Below are 20,561 nucleotides of genomic sequence, written 5' to 3'. Positions count from 1 at the left end.
CTATTATATTTATAGTTCTACTCTTCCTCTTATTTCATCATTATAGAAAGCTCTAATATTTTTAATCACTTCTTCAAACAATCTTTCTCTTGCTTCTACACTTGCCCAAGCAATATGTGGTGTTAAAACTAAATTTTCTTTATTTTTCATAGATATTAATGGATTATCTTCTTTAATAGGTTCTACTTCAAATACATCTAAAGCAGCACCAGCAATAAGCTCTTCATCCATTGCCTTTGCTAAATCTGCCTCAACCACTATTGGACCTCTCCCCATATTAACTAATATAGCTGAATTTTTCATCTTTTTAATAGCATCATAGTTAATTAAACCTTGAGTATCTTTATTTAGTGGCGCATGAACAGAAACTATATCAGACTTATCTAATAATTCATCAAAGCTTACTCTATTATACTCACTATTTGAATTTTTTCCTGAAGTAGAATAGTAAATTACATTAACTCCAAAAGCTTCTGCTATCTTTGCTACTCTTTTTCCTATTGCTCCAAAACCTATAATTCCCCATGTTTTACCTTCTAATTCATAAAATGGCTTACTAACATTAGTGAAAAGACCAGACTTTGCATAATCTCCGGATTTAACATAATTATCATAATAAGATAATTTATCATATAAAGATAAAACTGTTGCAAAAGTATGTTGAGCTACTGTATTTGTTGAATATCCTGCAACATTTGTAACTGCAATATCATTCTTCTTTGCATAAACTATATCAATATTATTAAAGCCTGTAGCAGTCTCACATATAAGTTCTAGGTTCTTAGCTTCTTTTAGATTATTTTCATTTAATACTACTTTATTAGTTAAAATTATATTAGCATCTTTTATTCTTTCTACTACCTCTTCTGATCTCGTAGTATCATAATAAGCTAATTCTCCAAATTCTCTTAATTTAGTAAAATCTAGTTCCCCTAAAGTTTTTCCATCTAAAATTACTATTTTTTTCATTTTATCCTCCTAATTATAATAAAGTTAAAATCTCCATTGGCTTATCTATAAAATAATCTGGCTCAGATTCTTCTAATTTATCTATTCCTATAAAAGTATAATTTACTGCACACGTCTTGCATCCTGCTGATTTTCCACAATATATATCATAATGACTATCTCCAACCATAATAGCTTCATTTGGTTCTATTCCTAATTCACTACATGCTTTAAGTGCTGGATCTGGATTTGGTTTGTGAAGCTCTGTTGATTCTGGAGTTATAATTATATCCATAAAATCATATATTCCTGCTATCTTCATTCCTCTTATAGCAAGCTCAGCTCTTTTTGATGTTACTATACCTATCTTAATTTTCTTTTCCTTAAGACTAGTTAAAAGTTCTTTAACTCCATCAAAAGCAAAACACATAGTATCATGTATTGCTTCATTATACTCTCTATAATAAGCTACTAAATCTGCAACATCTTCTTCTTTAGCATGCTTTTTAAATGGCTCTCCTAGAGGCCTTCCAAAAAAGTCTACTATTTCTTCTCTTTTTAATTCTATTCCTAATCTATCTTTAAAAGTTTTATCAAATGAATTATATATTAATTCATTTGTATCTAGTAATGTTCCATCCAAATCAAATAATACTGCTTTAATCATGTTTATCCTCCTAAATTTAACCTTTATCATATGCTAATAAACTTTATAATTATAATAACATATAAAAGATGCTTGTACAAAATTAACTATATTAATTGAAATAAAAAGATGGACATATGTAAATTGGCTTATTACCTAGTGACTTAAACTAAGTACAAATTTACATATATCCACCCAAATATGAAGTAATGAAATTATAAATAAGGAATACATAATTAAAATACTTAAACCTTATATTTAAATATTAAATAAGCTTAATTGCTCATTATTATATTCCCTTTTATAGACATAAATTATATCCTCCATATTATAAAGTAACCCCAATCTTCTACATTCATTTGTAAAAACTTTATATAAGTTTCTAGCATTAGGGCTACTACATCTATACTCATTCCCAAAATTTCTTATATATTTGTCTTTAACTCCTGGAAAAGATTTATCTATCATATCAAAAAAGTAGTTTCTTTGATTAGATCTTAAAGTTACACCAAATGCAGGATATATAAATTTAGCTCCGTTTTCTTTTGCTAGCCTTACAATATTAATTATATTTTCTTCTGTATCATTAATAAATGGTAAAATCGGCATTAATAAAATTCCAGTATAAATGCCTTCTTGTGATAATTTTTTTATTGCTTCAAATCTCTTAGATGTAACTACAACATTTGGCTCAATCCTCTTACATAAATCATCATCTGCTGTTGTAATTGTAATTTTACAAAGCACAGGTGAATGATTTTTAATTCTTTTTAAAACATCAATATCTCTTACAATCAAATCACTTTTTGTCGCAATTGCTATTCCAAATCCATTATTATCAATGCTTTCTAATGCACTGCGTGTTAAAGAAAGCTTCTTTTCAAAAGGATTGTAAGGATCACTCATAGCCCCTGTTCCAACAACTCCTTTTTTCCTTTTAGATTTTAATTCTCTTCTTATTATTTCTGAAGAATTTTCTTTAATTCTAACAATATCAAAATTTTCTATTCCATAGCACTCACTTCTACTATCACAGTATATACATCCATGACTGCATCCCTTGTATATATTCATGTTATAATTAATCCCAAACCAATTATTACTTTCCCTATATCCTGATATAATACTTTTTGAAGCTATATAATCCATATAAATCTCTCCTAAACAAGCCCTTTCTCTATAATAAATTTATTAAACTTGCTTTCTGATAATATTTCATTTGTTATAAATTCTCCATTATAAAATAAGCTATAAGTTGTAGATAGACATGGAGAATTTTGTGCCTGTTCTTTAGTTTCAAACTTAATTACCTTTATATCAATTCCATTTTTTCTTGAAATCTTCTTTATTAAATCAACATATTTGCTTGTATAAGGACATTGATCCGAATAATATACTATTAGTCCATTCTCATCACATATTCCATACTTTGCATAACTTTTAAATTTAGGTACATTATATTCATCTGAAAATGGTAAATATAATAACTCATAATAAGGATTAGCTATATCACATACTTTAAAACCTTTATACTTTAGGTATTCTGGATCTGATAAAAATGGCATTTTCTTTTTTGATGAAAGAGTTATAATACCATTCTTTCCTTTTCTTTTTGAATCGTCAATGCATTCATTTAATAATCTGTTAGCATACCCTTTGCCCTTAAATTTTCCAGATATCCAAAAACAATTTATATACATATAATTATCGCCTTCAATAGGTACCCATGCATTTTCTATTGTAATATATTCAATAAATGCTTTACCCCTCACATTTATTTTATTAAATATCAATCCATCATTAAATCTTTCTTTTAACCATTCCTTCTTTAAATATACTCCACATTCACCTTTTTTATCTGATAAAGAGCAGCAAATATGTTCACAATCAATATTGTTATAACTTAATGTTATAATTTCCTCCATTACTTCCTCCTAACAGGATGTCTTATAATAGTTTTCATCTTTTCTTTATTAACTTTTCTTGGATCTGATAAATAAATTTCGTGGTGTCTTCTAATTTTACCCTCTCCGTCAATTCCACAAATATCATTAATTAAGTTATTTTCTTCAATATATTTATCAATTTTTTCAGTAGTTATGTGCTCTTGGTCAAATGGTCCAATATGCATACATTGAACACATAATCCTTCATTAAATATTTCTAATCTAGCTTTCGATACATCAATATTAGACTTTTTCTTTTTAAGTTCTTCACAAGCAAGATTAAATATTTCCTTTGTTACAAAATCCGGTTGTCTTATCATAGAAGTCCAAATATATTTATCCTTTTTACTAAAATCCATATCATCATCTTTTAACCACCATAGTCCTTCAAGAGGTAGTACAACATAATCGAAATAGTTCTCTATTTTATTTCTTATGTCTTTATTCATCTTTATTGTATAAGACAAAGAATATAATAATTCAATGGCAGCTTGATATTCTCCATCTTTATCATTCGGATTTCCCTTTCCATCTACTATTATAAATGTCATTGCAGGTACAGTTATTTCCATAGGTTGTGTTTTAGGTAAGTATAAATCCTTAAAAGCTTTTTTATAATCTAATTTTTCCATTTCTATTCCCCCTAGCTTATCTTTTATAATATATCTAAGTATCAATTGATAAAGTAATTTTAGTAACTATAGTTATATTATATAAGCTTTAATATGACACCATTCTGTCATATTAATATTTATTTAAAGCAGATATTAGCCTTTTTTTTATTTCTTCTCTTATATGTAAAGGCTCAAGAACTTCTATATTTTCTCCAAAAGACATTAGATATCCAAATAGCCAATCCCCTGATGGATAATCTAAATCAACTATAAAATCACCATTATCATCTAAAGAATGATTTTGAAATTCATCATATATCCTAAAGCCTAGCTTCTTATTTACTCTTAATTTAAGATGTATTAATTTATTAGAATATCCTATATCTTCTTCTGAAAATAATTTATTAGGAGCAGTTCTAGTAAACTTCTCTGAACTAATCTTTACATTATTCATTCTTGTAAGCTTAAAGAATCTATTATCTTTTCTTTGCTTACAATAAGCATATAAATACCATCCTTGGCCTTTAAAAACTAATTTCAAAGGTTCAACACTTCGTTCTAGTGATTCTCCCTTTGAATTAAAATACTCAAAGGATATTAAATTTTTATTTATTATAGAATTCTTTATAGATGTGAATTTATCTCCTAAATCATTATTTTTATCCCAATTTGAAAAATCAACTTCTATCCAATTTTCATTATTACCGCCTAAAAATGAACTTAATTTAGATAATGCTCCATTAAACTCATTTTGGTTAACAGCATTAAGACCTTGCATAGCTGCTAATATCTCTTTCTTTTCTTCATGTGATAAAACTGTTTTATTTAATATAAAGTCAGATAAAAGACTTATTCCTCCACCTTTACCTTTAGTCATATAAATAGGAACCCCAGCCTGAGATAAATCTTCTATATCTCTATAAATAGTTCTTTGTGATACTTCAAAATACTCTGCTAACTCTTTTGCCTTAACATTCTTCTTATCTAGTAAAATATATATTATTTCAAATAGCCTATTTCCCTTCATATTATCACCCAAACACAATTTATTAATAATATATAGGTTCTATCCTTTCCCATATATTAAAAAGACTACACTCTATAATTAATTATTAGAAATGTAGTCTATAAAATTCATTTTTTATTTTTTCCATATTAAATATTATATTATAAATATAGTAATGTTCATATTATAAACTCTTAATATTTATAATATTTTAAAAATTATTATTAGATTTTACTACTGGTATCCAAATTTCACTTTTAAAATCCTTCTTACTTGTGTCTGGACCTCGTTCCAAAGAATTTTAGGACCGCCTGTTGATTCATAACCTTAAATATCAATCACTAAATAAATTATAGTATAAGTAATATAATTTGGAAATATATTCAAATTTAATAATATATTTATATTAATTACTAATTAAAAAATTAATTTAACGTGGAGTTGTATTTGAGTGAAAAAAAAGATTTTAAAAGTTATTTTAATATTATTAGGAATAGTTGTTTTAATCGGAATAATAATATTTATCAACAAAATGTATCAATTAAGTCGGCTAGAAAAAATGAGTTCGAAGGATATGATAAAATATGTAACTAAAGATGATGATAATAGTAAAATTTCTGTTGCTATAATAAAAGATGGAACAATAGATTATGAAATTTATAATAAAGATGGAAAACAAGAAAAATATACAAAATATGATTATGAAATTGGCTCAATTAGTAAAACTTTCGTATCTCTAATTCTTTCAAAGGCTATGAGTGAAAACAAAATAGACATTAACGATTCTATTAATGAATATTTAGAACTTGACAAAGATAAGTATTATCCTTCAATAGAAAGACTTATAACCCATACATCTGGCTATAAATCCTATTATTTTGATAAACAAATGATAAATAATCAGTTTAATGAAGATAACGACTTTTATGGTATTGGCAAAGAAAATATACTAAACAAAGTAAAAAATATTGATTTAGAGGATAAAGATTATAAATTTCAATATTCAAACTTTGGCATATCTGTTATAGGACTTGTTTTAGAAAAAGTCTATAACAAAGACTTTGTAACTCTAATGAATGAATTTATTACCAACGAATTAAATCTTGAAAATACAAAAGTTGCTACTTGTACTGGAAATTTAAAAGGTTATTGGAATTGGAAGCAAGATGATGGATATATTCCAGCTGGAGCGATTATATCTGATATAGAAGATATGGCAAAATACTTGGAATTATATATGAATTCTGATACAGATTATATAAATAATACTAGTAAAGAATTAAAAGAAATAAATGCTAATAATTTTATGTATGAAAAAATGAATATAAAAATGGATAAGATAGGAATGGCTTGGATTATTGACACAAAAAATGATATTATTTGGCATAATGGAGGAACGAGTAATTTTAATAGTTATATTGCATTTAATAAAGAAAAAAATACTGGAGTAGTTATTTTATCTAATACGTCTCCAATGAAAAAAATACCTATGACTGCTATAGGTGCAAAAATAATGAACGAACTAAATTGCATTTACTAATTTAGGATAAAATTTTATGATTCTCTGTTAAATTTATTATAGAAAGATAGGGAGAATTTATAAAAATAAACATTTTATTTTTTATAATGTTTTTTATTGATGGGTTAGTTTTTTTATTGTTAGCACTAATTTTTAAGAATAGAGATACAAATATTCTTAAAAGATGTACTCAAGTTGCGAAAGGAAAAGTTGTTAAATATACATTATGGAGTAATAATGGAGTATATTTTCCTATTGTTGAATACATTGTAAATAATATAACCTATAATCAACGTTTAAGATATAGCTTCGTTATTAGCAAATCATCATCTTTTAAAAATGTGAATTCAGAGGTTGAAAATAACATTTCAGATACTAATTTAGTTATTAGTAAAAATGTTCATACTTCTACAAATGTATTAAAAGATAAATTTCCAATAGGAACTGAATTAGATGTTTACTATAATCCAAGCAATCCAAAAGAAAGTTATGTATTAAGATTTCTAAAAAGTCCTTGTATAAAAATATTTTTAATAGTAAGTATATTATTTATTGTCTTGTCATTTATTGGTTTAGTGTTTTTACCAACTGCTTTAATAAAGTAATACTAGTACAAAAAATAAAAAACTAGACGATAACGTCTAGTTTTTTATTAATCTCGAATAGAAAGTTCGAGCTTCCTATAAATCTGGTGCAGATGGCGGGACTTGAACCCGCACGAGGAATTCCCCGTCACCCCCTCAAGATGATGCGTCTGCCATTCCGCCACATCTGCATAATAATTACTTTACTTAAATACTATCAATTATAAATATAGTAAAGATAAATGTAGAATATTTACTACAACTTATATAGTCTATTTTAATTTATCTAATACAACTTTTCAATCATTTATTAAATTATTTAACTTATAAAATCCTTATATAAAAAATATAACAACCATGTATAAGAAAGATTAATATACTTTTTCATACATGGTTGTTCATTTATAAATATGTTTAAAACAACACTTATTTATTTAAAGAAACCACTATGCATCCATAAGGTGCTAAAAATATCTTATCTTCAACAATTTTATTCTCGTCTGAATTATTTAACATTACAGTAGTTTTTATATTTTCTATCTCCTTTAAAGATGCCATAGTCTTTTCTCCATAAAAATTACATGCAACTAAGATTTTCTCACCTTCATACTCTCTAATATAAGCCAGTATCTTTGAATGGTCCTCTAATACAGGGAGAAAACTTCCTTCAGATATTATTTCATTATTCTTTCTTAAATCTATTAAAGATTTATAATAATCTATTATTGAATTCGATTTTTTCTTTTCAAGCTCTACATTTATATCTTTAAAGTTATTTGCAACCTTTATCCAAGGTGTTCCCTTTGTAAATCCAGAGTTTTCTTCATTATTCCATTGCATTGGTGTTCTTGAATTATCTCTTGATCTATTTTTTAATATATTTAAAACTTCTTCTTTATTTATTCCTTTATCTAATAGAATATTATAGGCATTTAATGATTCTACATCTCTATAATCATCAATACTATCAAAGCCTGGATTTGTCATTCCAATTTCTTCACCTTGATATATATATGGTGTTCCTCTCATTAAATGTATTGCTGTTGCTAACATCTTTGAAGATTCTTCTCTATAAACTGTATCATTTCCAAATCTAGATACTATTCTAGGTTGATCATGATTGCACCAGAATAAAGCATTCCAACCATTTCCCTCTTCCATTTGTACTTGCCATTTAAATAAAATATCTTTTAATTTTCCAAAATCAAACGGAGCTAACTTCCATTTTTCTCCTTGAGGATAATCTACTTTTAAATGATGAAAATTAAATGTCATATTTAATTCTTCATTATCAGGATTAGTATATTTTATACAATTATCTATTGTAGTTGATGACATTTCACCTGCAGTCATTATTTCATCGTATTTTGAAAATACCTCTTTATTCATAAGGTTTAGGTATTCATGAATCTTCGGCCCATCTGTATAAAATCTTCTACCGTCTCTAGTTGCTGATGTAAAATCATCGTCTAAGAATCTTGTATCTTTTGAAAGTAAATTTATAACATCTAATCTAAATCCATCTACTCCCATATCAAGCCAATATCTCATCATTTTAAATATTTCTTCTCTAAGAATCGGATTTTCCCAATTTAAATCAGCTTGAGTTACATCAAATAAATGAAGATAATATTCATCTAAACTTTCTACATATTGCCATGCTGATCCACCAAATTTAGATCTCCAATTATTAGAACTTTTTCTCCATATATAAAAATCGTGATATGGATTATCTTTTCCCTTAATGGCCTCTTTAAACCAAAAATGTTCTGTAGAAGTATGATTCACTACCATATCTAATATCAATTTCATTTCCCTTTTATGAGTTTCTTCTAATAATCTTTTAAAATCTTCAAGAGTCCCAAACATCTTATCTATATTATAATAATCTGCTATGTCATATCCATTGTCATTTTGAGGTGACACATATATAGGTGTAAGCCAAAGTACCTTCACCCCTAAACTCTTCAAGTAATCTAACTCTTCTATTATTCCGACTATATCTCCAATTCCATCTCCATTACTATCCTTAAAACTTTTAGGATAAATTTGATATACTACTGATGATTTCCACCAATTTTGATTTTTCATTTATTTCACCTCTTAATAACTATGGGGCTACCGCAAGCGTCCATTTAATTCTAATTGTGCGACAGCTCCAATTTCTATTATTCTAAATTTTCTATATCTGTTCCAAACTTTTTATTGAATATGAAAGTTAATACTATTGGAACTACTATTGCTACACCCATTGCTATTATAAATGGCACCCAATACTTAGGTTGTATCGCCAAAAATCCTGGTAGTCCACCTATTCCAATAGAATTTGCTAGCACCCCTGAAATTATAGATACAACTGCTGCAGCTGCTGAACCAATTATTGCTGCTACAAATGGATATTTGTACTTAAGATTAATTCCAAACATAGCTGGTTCTGTAACTCCAAGCCATGCAGATATTCCAGCTGATGCTGCAATTGATTTTATTCTTGCATTTTTCCTATATATAATTAACATTGCAACTGCTGATGCTCCTTGAGCTATATTACTTAATGCTATTAATGGCCAAATCATTGTCCCACCATTAGCTATTAATTGTAAATCTAGCGCAATAAATGTATGATGTAAACCTGTTATTACTAATGGTGCATAAGCTAGCCCAAATATTATTGCACCTAATATTTTAAATGGACCTGTTAATAAATAATTAAAGATAATTGCTATATAGTTACCAAGCTCTCTTGAAATCGGTCCAATGATTATATATGATAATAAAACTGTAATTAAAAGTGTTACAAATGGTATTACTATAAGCTTTAATACATCTGGTATATATTTACGTAATGTAAGCTCAATTTTAGATAAAACTATACCTGATAAAATTGCTGGTATAACTTGAGCCTGATAGCCAACCTTATCTATTGTAAACCATCCAAAATTCCAGAATGGAACTGAACCATTTTGTACTGCTTCTGCATAACCATAAGCATTTAAAAGCTGAGGAGATACTAAAGTTATTCCTAATACAATTCCTAATATTTCTGAACCACCAAACTTTTTAACAGTTGACCACGTTACTGCTACAGGTAAGAAGTGGAATATAGCTTCTCCTAAAACCCATAAAAAGCTATGAATTTCGGCTAAAACTGGATGCAATTGAGTAAGTGTTTGTGTACCATCTCCAAAAATAGCTAAGTCACCAATTATATTTCTAAACCCTAGTATTAAACCACCTGTTATAATTGCTGGTAAAATAGGAATAAATATTTCAGCAAGTCCAGCTATAATTCTTTGAACTATTGACATATTTTTTTGAGCTGCTTTTTTAACTTCTTCTTTTGATTGTGCCTTTAATCCTGTTACTTGAATTAAATCATCATAAAAAGCTTGTACATTATTTCCTATGATAACTTGAAATTGACCTGCATTTATAAAAGTACCTTTAACTGATGGTAATTTTTCAATATCCTTTGCTCTTTCTTTAGCGATCTTTTCATCCTTTAATACAAACCTTAATCTAGTTACACAATGACTTGCACTTGCAATGTTGTCTTTTCCTCCAATAAGTTCTAACAAGTCTAATGCTTCTTGTTTAAACTTTCCCATAGCTCTCTCTCCTTTTAAATATTTTATTTTTGATTACGATTACATTATATCTTGTTTAAACAAGTATGTCAACACTTGTTTAAACAAGTTTATTTTCCTTTTTATATTTTATTTTTGCCTCTTAGTGCTATAATATACTATATATCAACCTCTAAAGGAGATTTTAGCTTATATGAAACAAGTAAAATATACAGAAATATATGAGTATTTAAAAAATAAAATATTAAATGATGAGTTTAAAGCAGGTGAAAAACTCCCTTCTGAAAATGAATTAACATCATTATTTAATGTAAGTAGAAATACAGTTAGACGTGCAATAAATCAACTATCTTTTGAAGGCCTTGTTGCAAGCGTTCATGGAAAAGGAGTTTTTATTTTAGAAAAACAACAACTTAAGTTTTTAGTTGGTGGACTTCAAAGTTTTAAAGAAGCTTCAATAACTAACAATATGGATTATTCAACACATGTACATAATTTTAAAGAGTTAATAGTAGATGAAAAACTTTCAAAAAAAACAGGTTTTTCGTTGGGAGCAAAGGTTCTTTACATAATAAGATCTAGAAATATAGATGGAGAAGAAAGTATATTAGATATAAATTACTTTTTAAAAGACATGATTAAAGATTTAGATGAAAATATTGCAAGTAAATCAATTTATGAATATATAGAAAATGATCTTTCATTAAAAATAGCTGGAGCTCAAAAAATAGTTTCGGTAGAACCTGCTTCTAAGCTAGATATACAATTTATAGATTTAAATAATTACAATTTAGTTGCTATAATAAAAAATTATGTATATTTAGAAGATGGAACTTTGTTTGAATATACTGAATCACGCCATAGACCAGATAAATTTACTTTTTCTACTTATGCAAAAAGACTTTAAAATCTAAGGTACAAATGTAAAATTAAAATATTAAATCACTTCTAAAATTATTAATTGATATGTTCTACTAAACTCTAATAGAAATATAAGGAATTCAGATATTCTGAATTCCTTATATTTCTTTATTATTACTAATTATTAATGACCTACTAATCCACTTTCATTTAATTTTTCAATAAACTTTTTACTTATCTTATTTATAGGTCCCTTTAGGAATAATCCTATTATTACAGATATTACTCCATAAATAACTATCATAGTTATATCTCTAGTTAAATTTGACCTTACAATTCCTGCTACAGACTCCCTCATAGCTGAAATTGAATATGTAAATGGTAAAAATGGATTTACCTTTTTGAAAAAGCTAGGCATAACTTCAACTGGGAAAGTTCCTCCTGCTCCAGCAACTTGAATAACTAATAGTATAACTGCTATTGCCTTACCTACATTTCCAAATATAGAAACTAGAGTATAAACTATTAATATAAATACTACGCTACTTAAAATACTTATTCCTATAAATAACCACTTATTTAACACATAACATTTTAACAAATATATATCTCCTAAGCTTAATATTAAAGATTGGCATATTCCTATAAATGCAAAAGTTAAAAACTTTCCAAAATATTTTTCGTAAGGTTTAAAATTTATTTCTTCATTAAATCCATGCGGATTTGTTGTTAATAAAGAAACTAAAATTAAGGCCCCCACCCATAAAGCAAGTGTTGAGTAAAACGGAGACATTGCAGAACCATAATTAGGAATAGAAAATAATATTTCTTCTTTTATTTCTACTGGACTACCTAAAAAATCACTTATCGCTTGCCAATCATTCTTCATTAAACTTAATATTTTATTTATTTCTTCCTCATTATTTATAGAAGACAATTTTGAAGATATATTAGCTAAACTTGATTTTATAGTTGGCATTTCTTCTTTTAGCTTTCCTATATCTTCTCTTCCTACTTTAAGTCCTTTATCTAACTTTTCTAATAAACTTGCTATATCAGGAATAGAAGTAGTAGCTTCTCCAACTAGTTTAATACTGTTATCAGCAATTGTATTCATTTGATCAATTGCTTTATTAATAGCAGGAATATATTGTGAATCATAATTATTTAAAATATTAGAAATTATATTTTTATTGCTTGTCACTAAATCCTTAATTTGCTGAAGTTTATTTTTATCAATCGGGTTATTGTTACCTACTGAGTTTTGAATTTCACCTATAATACTATTAATTGATTGCAATTTTGAGCTTGCTAAATTTAAATCATTTATCACAGCTTTTAAGTTATCATTAAATTTTGATAACGGCTCTAAAACCTTTATTATATTACTAATCTTATCGCTAACCTCTGTAATATGTAGACTCACATTATCAAGTCTCCTTATTATAGCATCCTTATCAATATTAATATTCATAAGACCATCAATACCAGCTTCTATTCCACTTAACGCATTATTTATAAATTCCAAATCTTCTTTTATTACTGGTGCAACTTCTTTTAAACCTTCTTTAGACTTTTCTAATGCATTTTTAGTGTCAGCTAATAAATCATTACTAGTCTTTAATGTATCTTGTAGCAAAGGCAAAGTATCCTTTACTTTGTTAACTAAATCATCAGCTTTAGCACTGCCATCATAAGCTTGATTTATTATATTTTCTATTTCTGGCATTCTGCTATTAATATTTATTACACCATTTATTAGCTTTAATATTTTATCTCTTGATCCTTCAAGACTAACCCCAGCTTCATTTAATATTTTAAAGATAGTTCCATCTACAGTTTCAATTATATTACTATCAACTTGAGATTTAATTGTAGTTATACCTTTATCAGTTATCTTAGGTGCGATAGCATTACTTTTTTGATTTACCTTATATATTAAAGTAGGCCTTTTAATCTCTTTACTAATTATAGATAATGTTTCTTCTGTAAAGTTTTCAGGTATTATTATCGTTGCATAATACTTTCCTTTTTCTACGCCTTGATTCCCCTCTTCTTCGCTAACAAAATTCCATCCAAGACTACCATTTTCTTTAAGTTTATTTACTAATTCATCTCCTACATTTAAATTTTTTTCCTGAAGACTACCACCTTTATCTTTATTTACTATAGCTACTTTTATTCCTCCTGTATTTCCATAAGGATCCCAACTAGCTCTAATATTAAACCATGCATATAAAGATGGTAATATCATAAGTCCAACAATAATTATTAATGCAACCCAATTAGTTGCTATGCTTTTTATATCTCTTGAAAATATTCTAAATATGTTCTTCATTTGTAATCCTCCAATAATGTTATCTGCAACCAGTACTATTTTTCTCATTTTGCATTTAAATTATTATATAAGTACAAATAAAGATTTTTTATTTTGCTAAAATTTCTTTAGACAATAAAAATTTCTCTAGACAATAATATATTAATAAAGTTATCTTCTTAATAAATAATATAAAAATTAAATAATATTATGGATTTATAATTAAATTTTTTTTACTTTTTATTTATTAAATTTTCTTCTAAATGCTAATAAAGCATTTAAATTATCATAAGAATAAACATCTTCTGTTTGTTCATTACCAAATGCTCCATATATATTACTTTTTTCATTTGTTACTTGAAAATTTTTCATTTTGTTAATTGCCATATCATAAAGTTCTTCATCATTTATAACTTTTGCTATTTGCGCTATATTTGCATAAATTGATGTAGATTCTATTCTGCTTTCATCCATAGTATTTACATTATAAGATGTTGATATATAACCAATATGCTTCAATCTTTCTTTAATCCAAGCAACACTTTTACTTATATCTTCATTAGCCTCAGCCTTATTAAGAATAACTAAAATTGATAGTAAAGTATCGATATTTTCTTCATTATCAAAACTTTCTACATTACCATCATAGTACTTTCTATATAGAGGTAATTTATCGCTTATATATCCCTCATTTATAATCTGAATTGATTTATTGTACACATCATTCCATTTATCATCAAATAAAGAAAACAACTTTAATGCATATAAATCTAAATAGCATAGTGTAGTTACATTACTTTTCCCATATCCATCATGAAAATCTATTAATCTATTTTCTTGAATTAAATTTTTATAAATTCCATTTGATATTTTTATTCCATAATATCTATATTTTAAATTATCAAACTCCTCTGCTCCAATTATTAATGCTCTTGCTATTCTTAAATCATCTATAGTTGCAGATACTTCTGAACTTTTATTATTTTCTATTCTCCAGCTAATAAGTCCATTTTTTAAAAACATATTTTCCTTTATGTATTTAAATGAATCATAAAACTCATCTTTATTATTTTTATATAAATAATAATTTAATATAAGTCCTTGAGATTCAGATAAAATATCATGGCCTTTAGTTAAATCTCCTTCTGTAGAAATATTATTATAATTAGTGTATATACCACCTAATTCACTCATTAACTTTTTGCTTATAAACTCATTTAATATATTTTCTTCTTTACTTACTTCTTCTCTTGATATAACTGAGTTTATTTCAATATTTTTTATATATTTAAATAAATATATATAACTTAAATAGATGCAGATTGTTACAAATAGTAATATTACTGCTACTATACTAATTAATTTGTTAGTTTTTTTCATATATCTTTTTCTCCTTATAAATGTTATTCTAATTAGTTCTTTTTATCTGATTTTAAAGTCTTTAATGTTTTATATATATTATCAAGTTCAGAGTCAGATAAAGAATCTAGGTTATCTATTTTGTATTTAATAAAATCTATAGTTTCAGTCTTAAAATCTTTTTTTCTCTTCTTTTTTCCATCATTATTTATTATATAGGCAGCTATGGTACTTGTCGTTACCCCTATAAACCCAATTCCAAAAACCATTAAAAAAATTGCAACTACTCTACCTAAATTGGTTGTAAGCAAAACATCCCCATATCCAACAGTTGTAAATGTAACAAAGCTCCACCAAATAGCATCAGCAAAACTCATATTTTCTAATAAGGAAATAATTACAGCTGCCAGTACTATTATAATAGTTGTTAGAATTAACATATGATTAAACTTATTTAATCTTATAGATTCCCTTATTTTATTTTTAAACTTAATTATTAGAATTATCAACATTATAACTTTTAATAACTTTAATAATAATTTTAAGTCTATGGCTCCTCCTATATTTAAAGCATAAATAAATTTACCTACTCCAATAATAGGTATTATAGAAATTAAATCTATGAAATTATTAACTATAAACTTAGTCTTATTCATAGATAAAACTAATCTTAATAAATAATCTATAAAAAATATACAGCAAATTATTAAATTTATATAATAAAAGGTTTCTATTACACTAATTGGAAGCTTATACATAAGATCTAATATTATCATTATTGCACTCATTAGCGATAGTAAACCAATAAATATATCATAAGCTAATCTCTTTTGCATATAAATACCTCTCCCACAGTTATATACTTATATTTTATATAGTAACTTTAGAAAAAATGATATTTAACAAAAATATAACTAAAAAAATTAAGTAAACCACTATAGATTAAATTATTTTTTCTTAATACCAAATATTTCTCTTTATAAAAAAAGACAATACTTTAATAGTACTGCCTTTTATCTTATTATATATTACAGTTTATATAATAGAGAATTTATATATTGTTTCTTTATTATATTCTTCACCTTTTCTTAAAATAGAGTATTTAGCAAAAGTATTATCTTCTCCTATAGGTGGACATTGAGTTTCTATAGCCAATGCACCTCTTCTTCCTGGCTTTTTCCCACAATCTAAAAGCTCATTGTCAGGGAAGTTAAGTGAATATAGCACTACACTATTTTGATTTGTATAAACGTCCATTTGTCTACCAGATGCTTTATGATATAATCTAAGCTTTATATCATCTCCTCCATTTAAAACCCATGGATGATCGTATCCTTGTCCAATTTCAAGTTGATAATCATCATCTTCTATATCTCTTCCTATTGTCTTAGGGTTTGTAAAGTCAAATGGAGTTCCTTCAATATTTATAATTTCTCCAGTTGGAACTGAATTTTTATTAAGCTCAATTAAGAAATCACTATCTATATATAAATAATGACTTAGTATATCTTCCTTGCAATTTCCACTTAAATTAAAATAGCTGTGATTTGTTAAATTAACTAGCGTATCTGCATCACTTTTTGCTTTATATGATATTTTAAATTCATTATTTTCTGTAATAGTATATCTTACAGTTAAATTTAAATTTCCTGGATACCCTTCTTCACCAGATGGACTTAAGTAATAAAGTTCAACATATGCTTCATTTTCATTTGCATATGTTTCAATTTCAAAAAACTTCTTACTAAATCCTATATTTCCTCCATGCCCTTGATTTACTCCATAATTTTTATTAAAGTATAAAACGTTGTCATTTAGATGAACTTTTCCATTTGCTATTCTTCCAGCAGTCCTACCTATTAAAGCTCCATAATATGAAGGATTTTCCTCATACTTATTTAAATCTTGATATTTTAAAACTACATTTTCTATTACTCCATTTTTATCTGGCACCAATAAATCAGTTAATATCGCTCCATAATTCAATACATTTATGCCAAATCCTTTTGAGTTCCTTAGATTATAGCTTTCAACAGCTCTTCCATTAAATTCTCCAATTGATACCTTTAAAATTTCCATAGTTTCACTCCTAAAACTTAAACTTTTTAAATATTTTATTAAACTATATTCGATTTCTTACTCTTCATCTTTAATACTAAATTTGAAGGATTTATAATTTATTTCTATACCTAATTTTATTACCATATCCATAATATATACCCATAAAATAGAAGAGTCAATTAGTTAATTAATTTTTCAGTAAAGTTACTATATTCTCTTATTACTTTTTACTTCTTTCATAATAATTTAATTATCTACTATAGATATATTTTCTATATAGTAAATTATTACTATATTTTATATTATGTATATCAAATCCATATTTTAAATTAAATTATATAAAAATTTATTATATATTACTAATTTATCCTAATTTATAACTTCTTTGTTATGTTCTTCTTTTATCATTGTGTATTTAATTTGCACATATTATAATAAATTTGTAAATTATTTAAGCTATACTAATATTATAAACTTTTACTAAACATTTAGTATACACTTAAATGATTAACATAAAAAATAAAATATATGTTTCAATTTTGCACACTATTTAAATGCTATAATTTTTTATAATTTAAAATTAAACTTTATATCATTTTAAAATTGAATCATATATATTATACTGGGGGGTATAATAATATGGGATCTTGGTCCGAAAATTTTTCTGTAAACATAGAGGTTATCGATAGTCAACATAAAGAATTATTCGATATCCTTGATAATTGCTATGAACTATTACTTAAGAATCATGACGATGATAAATATGATAAGATAATAGCAATTTTAGAGCAACTAAAAGATTATACTATTTATCATTTTAAAACTGAGGAAGAATTTATGCTAAAAAATGGGTATTCCAAATTTTTATCTCATAAATTTGCTCATGATTCATTTATAGAACAAATTAATTCTTTTGATATTTATTCAATAGATATCGATCAAAAACAGTATATTAATAATATACTAGATGTTGTTTCTAACTGGATAAAAGTACATATACTAGAGACAGATAAAAATATACATAAATATTTGAGTTTGTAACAAAAAATAGCTGATAGTACTTGTAATAACATTACTATCAGCTATTTTTAATTAATATCTAAATAATTCAAATCTATACTCTTGATCTACATTTGGATATTTTTTTCTATCTACTTCACTTAAAAACATTTCAATAGGTCTTGCATATATTCCCTTATCATCATAAAGTGCTTTATATAATACCAATTCTTTTGAGTAATTTTCTAAGTGAAAATATAAATTTCCTTTTTTATAAATATCTATCGTTGAATTTAATTCGGTATGAAAAGCTTGAAGTATCTCACTATCATTAAGAATATTTTTATCTTCTTGAATATTACTAATTCCCATAACGGCATAATAATTATTTTTAAAATGCTTATAAATAGCTGGATATTTTAAATCTCTCATATCATTCTCCTTATTTATTTTGAATGCTTCTTGGAAAGCCTAACTCATATTGTTTAGGTAAATCAGTTTTCTTATTTAGTTTAACTGCTGCTTGCAATGCCCAATATGGATTTCTAAACATAGCTCTTCCAACTGCTACAAGATCTGCTTCTTCATTACCTATTACAGCATTTGCAAGATCTGGCTCGTCTAACTTTCCAACTGCAATTACTTCTGCGTTTAACGCTTCTTTTATGGCTCTTGCATATGGAACTTGATAAGCTGCATGAGTACCTGGTCTTCCTGCTGCTGCTATTGGACCTTCTCCACCTGCACTTATATGGAACATATCTGCTCCTGCTTTTTGATATGCTCTTGCAAGTTCTATTCCTGTTTCTATTCCATATCCACCTTCAACATACTCTCTTCCTGAAATACGCATTATTAGAGGCATGTTTTCTGGCATTTCACTTTTAGCTGCTTTTATAACTTCTGAACCAAACTTTGTTAAATCTTTTCCATATTCATCATTTCTTTTATTTGTTAATGGAGAATGGAATTGATGTATTAAGTACCCATGTGCTCCATGAATTTCTATAGCATCAAATCCAGCTTTAACAGCACGTCTAACAGCTAGTCTAAACTTTTCTACCATTTCCTTTACTTCCTCTGTAGATAATTCCCTTGGAGTTTTACAAGTATCATCAAATGGTATTGGTGAAGGTGCTACAGGGATTTCAGCATCTTCTGCTTTTCTTCCAGCATGAGCAATTTGAACTGCAACCTTTGCTCCGTATTTATGACATTCATCTATAATTCTCTTTAATGGTTCTATTTGCTCATCGCACCATAATCCTAAATCATAATCTGTAATACGTCCATCTGGTTCAACATCTGTCATTTCTACTATTATTAAACCAGTTCCACCTATTGCTCTGCTTACATAATGCATATAATGCCATTCTGTTGCTATTCCATCTTTCTTTTCAACTGAGTATTGACACATTGGTGGCATAACTATTCTATTTTTTAATTCTAAACCCATTATCTTATAGGGTGTAAATAAATCCTTCATCTCTAATCACCTTTCTTTATAAGTTTAATCTATATTTAGTATAAGAAATATACTTTTACAAATCAAGTACGCACTTTTAAGTTAGTATACTTCTAAAGTAATAGAACTCTCTAACTGAGAGTTCTATTACTTTACAATTTTATAATAATTAAACTAATTAAATCTACATAACTCTTGATGGGAATATAGCATCTAATACTCCTATTACTACTGCAGCTATTAACGCTCCAATTATTGATACTCTCATATTTGGTACCAAAAATTGTGCTAAATATAAAATCACAGCTGCAATTACAAACCCTTTTACTCCTTTTCCAAATGGAGATGCATCTACACCCATAAATGCCTCTACTAAATAATCTAACACAGTTATAACAACTGCTGCTAATAAATAAGACCATAATCCATGAATACTAAATCCAGGAGTTAAAAATGATGTTATTCCTAAAATAACTGCTACTAATATTAATCTTCCAATCCATCCCAAGATGCTACTATTATTCTTTTCTTTTACATTATTATTTTGTCCCATAATAATTCCTCCTTCGTAAGATTTTATTAGTTATTTATAGTATTAACTAAATTAAAAAAATTATTTCTTAAATAAAAAACTTAAAATCTAATTTTAATA

19 protein-coding genes and 1 tRNA gene are annotated in these 20,561 nt (G+C 26.4%); 4 read left to right on the top strand and 16 right to left on the bottom strand.

All coding sequences use genetic code 11. The features are described from left to right. Positions 1 to 9: 9 nt before the first annotated feature. From NSA50_RS16075 to NSA50_RS16050, 6 genes are all read right to left on the bottom strand, one after another. On the bottom strand, positions 10 to 969 hold the full coding sequence (locus NSA50_RS16075; RefSeq protein ID WP_195429447.1) for a D-2-hydroxyacid dehydrogenase: 960 nt from the start codon (positions 967 to 969) through the stop codon (positions 10 to 12). Between the two features lie 13 nt (positions 970 to 982). Next, positions 983 to 1,615 (bottom strand): pyrophosphatase PpaX, encoded by a 633-nt coding sequence (gene ppaX, locus NSA50_RS16070; RefSeq protein WP_195263300.1) that lies wholly within the window; start codon positions 1,613 to 1,615, stop codon positions 983 to 985. Positions 1,616 to 1,852: 237 nt separating this feature from the next. Continuing rightward, the gene (locus NSA50_RS16065; protein ID WP_257446698.1) at positions 1,853 to 2,743 is read right to left on the bottom strand and encodes an SPL family radical SAM protein; all 891 of its coding nucleotides are present in this window, start codon (positions 2,741 to 2,743) and stop codon (positions 1,853 to 1,855) included. Between the two features lie 11 nt (positions 2,744 to 2,754). After that, on the bottom strand, positions 2,755 to 3,519 hold the full coding sequence (locus tag NSA50_RS16060; RefSeq protein WP_257446695.1) for an N-acetyltransferase: 765 nt from the start codon (positions 3,517 to 3,519) through the stop codon (positions 2,755 to 2,757). After that, on the bottom strand, positions 3,519 to 4,172 hold the full coding sequence (locus tag NSA50_RS16055) for a GyrI-like domain-containing protein (RefSeq protein ID WP_195263297.1): 654 nt from the start codon (positions 4,170 to 4,172) through the stop codon (positions 3,519 to 3,521). Before NSA50_RS16055 ends, NSA50_RS16060 begins: the two co-directional genes overlap by 1 nt. A 112-nt stretch (positions 4,173 to 4,284) precedes the next feature. Continuing rightward, a complete protein-coding gene (locus NSA50_RS16050; RefSeq protein WP_257446692.1) occupies positions 4,285 to 5,181 on the bottom strand; it encodes a helix-turn-helix transcriptional regulator in 897 nt (298 codons plus the stop codon). A 430-nt stretch (positions 5,182 to 5,611) separates the two neighbouring features. Between NSA50_RS16050 and NSA50_RS16045 the strand changes: the two genes are divergently transcribed. Then, a complete protein-coding gene (locus NSA50_RS16045) occupies positions 5,612 to 6,700 on the top strand; it encodes a serine hydrolase domain-containing protein (protein WP_257446690.1) in 1,089 nt (362 codons plus the stop codon). An 86-nt stretch (positions 6,701 to 6,786) separates the two neighbouring features. Beyond that, positions 6,787 to 7,284 carry a DUF3592 domain-containing protein gene (locus tag NSA50_RS16040; protein WP_195263295.1) on the top strand — a complete coding sequence of 166 codons (498 nt, stop codon included), beginning with the start codon at positions 6,787 to 6,789 and terminating at the stop codon, positions 7,282 to 7,284. A gap of 84 nt (positions 7,285 to 7,368) precedes the next feature. Here the strand turns inward: NSA50_RS16040 and NSA50_RS16035 are convergent. The 3 genes from NSA50_RS16035 to treP all read right to left on the bottom strand — a co-directional run bounded on the left by NSA50_RS16035 (position 7,369) and on the right by treP (position 10,868). Next, positions 7,369 to 7,454: transfer RNA gene (locus NSA50_RS16035), tRNA-Leu, on the bottom strand. A 235-nt stretch (positions 7,455 to 7,689) separates the two neighbouring features. Further along, positions 7,690 to 9,354 carry an alpha,alpha-phosphotrehalase gene (treC, locus tag NSA50_RS16030; protein WP_257446687.1) on the bottom strand — a complete coding sequence of 555 codons (1,665 nt, stop codon included), beginning with the start codon at positions 9,352 to 9,354 and terminating at the stop codon, positions 7,690 to 7,692. Between the two features lie 77 nt (positions 9,355 to 9,431). Next, positions 9,432 to 10,868: a PTS system trehalose-specific EIIBC component gene (treP, locus tag NSA50_RS16025; RefSeq protein WP_257446684.1), complete on the bottom strand. Its 1,437-nt coding sequence runs from the start codon at positions 10,866 to 10,868 to the stop codon at positions 9,432 to 9,434. 172 nt (positions 10,869 to 11,040) lie between these two features. Here treP and treR point away from each other — a divergent pair, with 172 nt between their 5' ends. Beyond that, entirely contained in the window at positions 11,041 to 11,754 is a 714-nt protein-coding gene (gene treR, locus NSA50_RS16020; RefSeq protein WP_257446666.1) for a trehalose operon repressor, read from the top strand. A gap of 138 nt (positions 11,755 to 11,892) precedes the next feature. On the opposite strand, the gene NSA50_RS16015 is transcribed toward treR, so the two are convergent. The 4 genes from NSA50_RS16015 to NSA50_RS16000 all read right to left on the bottom strand — a co-directional run bounded on the left by NSA50_RS16015 (position 11,893) and on the right by NSA50_RS16000 (position 17,463). Then, positions 11,893 to 14,046 (bottom strand): YhgE/Pip domain-containing protein, encoded by a 2,154-nt coding sequence (locus tag NSA50_RS16015; protein ID WP_257446662.1) that lies wholly within the window; start codon positions 14,044 to 14,046, stop codon positions 11,893 to 11,895. A gap of 219 nt (positions 14,047 to 14,265) precedes the next feature. Then, positions 14,266 to 15,405, bottom strand: a complete 1,140-nt coding sequence (locus tag NSA50_RS16010; RefSeq protein WP_257446659.1) for a glycosyl hydrolase family 8 — start codon at positions 15,403 to 15,405, stop codon at positions 14,266 to 14,268. A gap of 32 nt (positions 15,406 to 15,437) precedes the next feature. After that, complete coding sequence (locus NSA50_RS16005) at positions 15,438 to 16,220, bottom strand: potassium channel family protein (protein ID WP_195429431.1); 783 nt, start codon at positions 16,218 to 16,220, stop codon at positions 15,438 to 15,440. 199 nt (positions 16,221 to 16,419) lie between these two features. Then, positions 16,420 to 17,463 carry an aldose epimerase family protein gene (locus tag NSA50_RS16000; RefSeq protein ID WP_195263291.1) on the bottom strand — a complete coding sequence of 348 codons (1,044 nt, stop codon included), beginning with the start codon at positions 17,461 to 17,463 and terminating at the stop codon, positions 16,420 to 16,422. Between the two features lie 621 nt (positions 17,464 to 18,084). Between NSA50_RS16000 and NSA50_RS15995 the strand changes: the two genes are divergently transcribed. Next, entirely contained in the window at positions 18,085 to 18,486 is a 402-nt protein-coding gene (locus NSA50_RS15995; protein ID WP_195429429.1) for a bacteriohemerythrin, read from the top strand. Between the two features lie 51 nt (positions 18,487 to 18,537). On the opposite strand, the gene NSA50_RS15990 is transcribed toward NSA50_RS15995, so the two are convergent. The 3 genes from NSA50_RS15990 to NSA50_RS15980 form a co-directional block, all read right to left on the bottom strand. Next, positions 18,538 to 18,876 (bottom strand): DUF1653 domain-containing protein, encoded by a 339-nt coding sequence (locus NSA50_RS15990; RefSeq protein WP_195263289.1) that lies wholly within the window; start codon positions 18,874 to 18,876, stop codon positions 18,538 to 18,540. 10 nt (positions 18,877 to 18,886) lie between these two features. Beyond that, positions 18,887 to 19,930 carry an NADH:flavin oxidoreductase/NADH oxidase gene (locus NSA50_RS15985; RefSeq protein ID WP_195263288.1) on the bottom strand — a complete coding sequence of 348 codons (1,044 nt, stop codon included), beginning with the start codon at positions 19,928 to 19,930 and terminating at the stop codon, positions 18,887 to 18,889. A gap of 163 nt (positions 19,931 to 20,093) precedes the next feature. Beyond that, the gene (locus NSA50_RS15980) at positions 20,094 to 20,462 is read right to left on the bottom strand and encodes a phage holin family protein (RefSeq protein ID WP_195263287.1); all 369 of its coding nucleotides are present in this window, start codon (positions 20,460 to 20,462) and stop codon (positions 20,094 to 20,096) included. Positions 20,463 to 20,561: the final 99 nt, after the last annotated feature.

The sequence above is a fragment of the Clostridium mucosae genome (genome assembly GCF_024622765.1).
GTDB lineage: Bacteria > Bacillota > Clostridia > Clostridiales > Clostridiaceae > Clostridium.
Note: the sequence above shows the minus strand (reverse complement) of the source record. Positions and strands in the feature narration are given on the sequence as shown.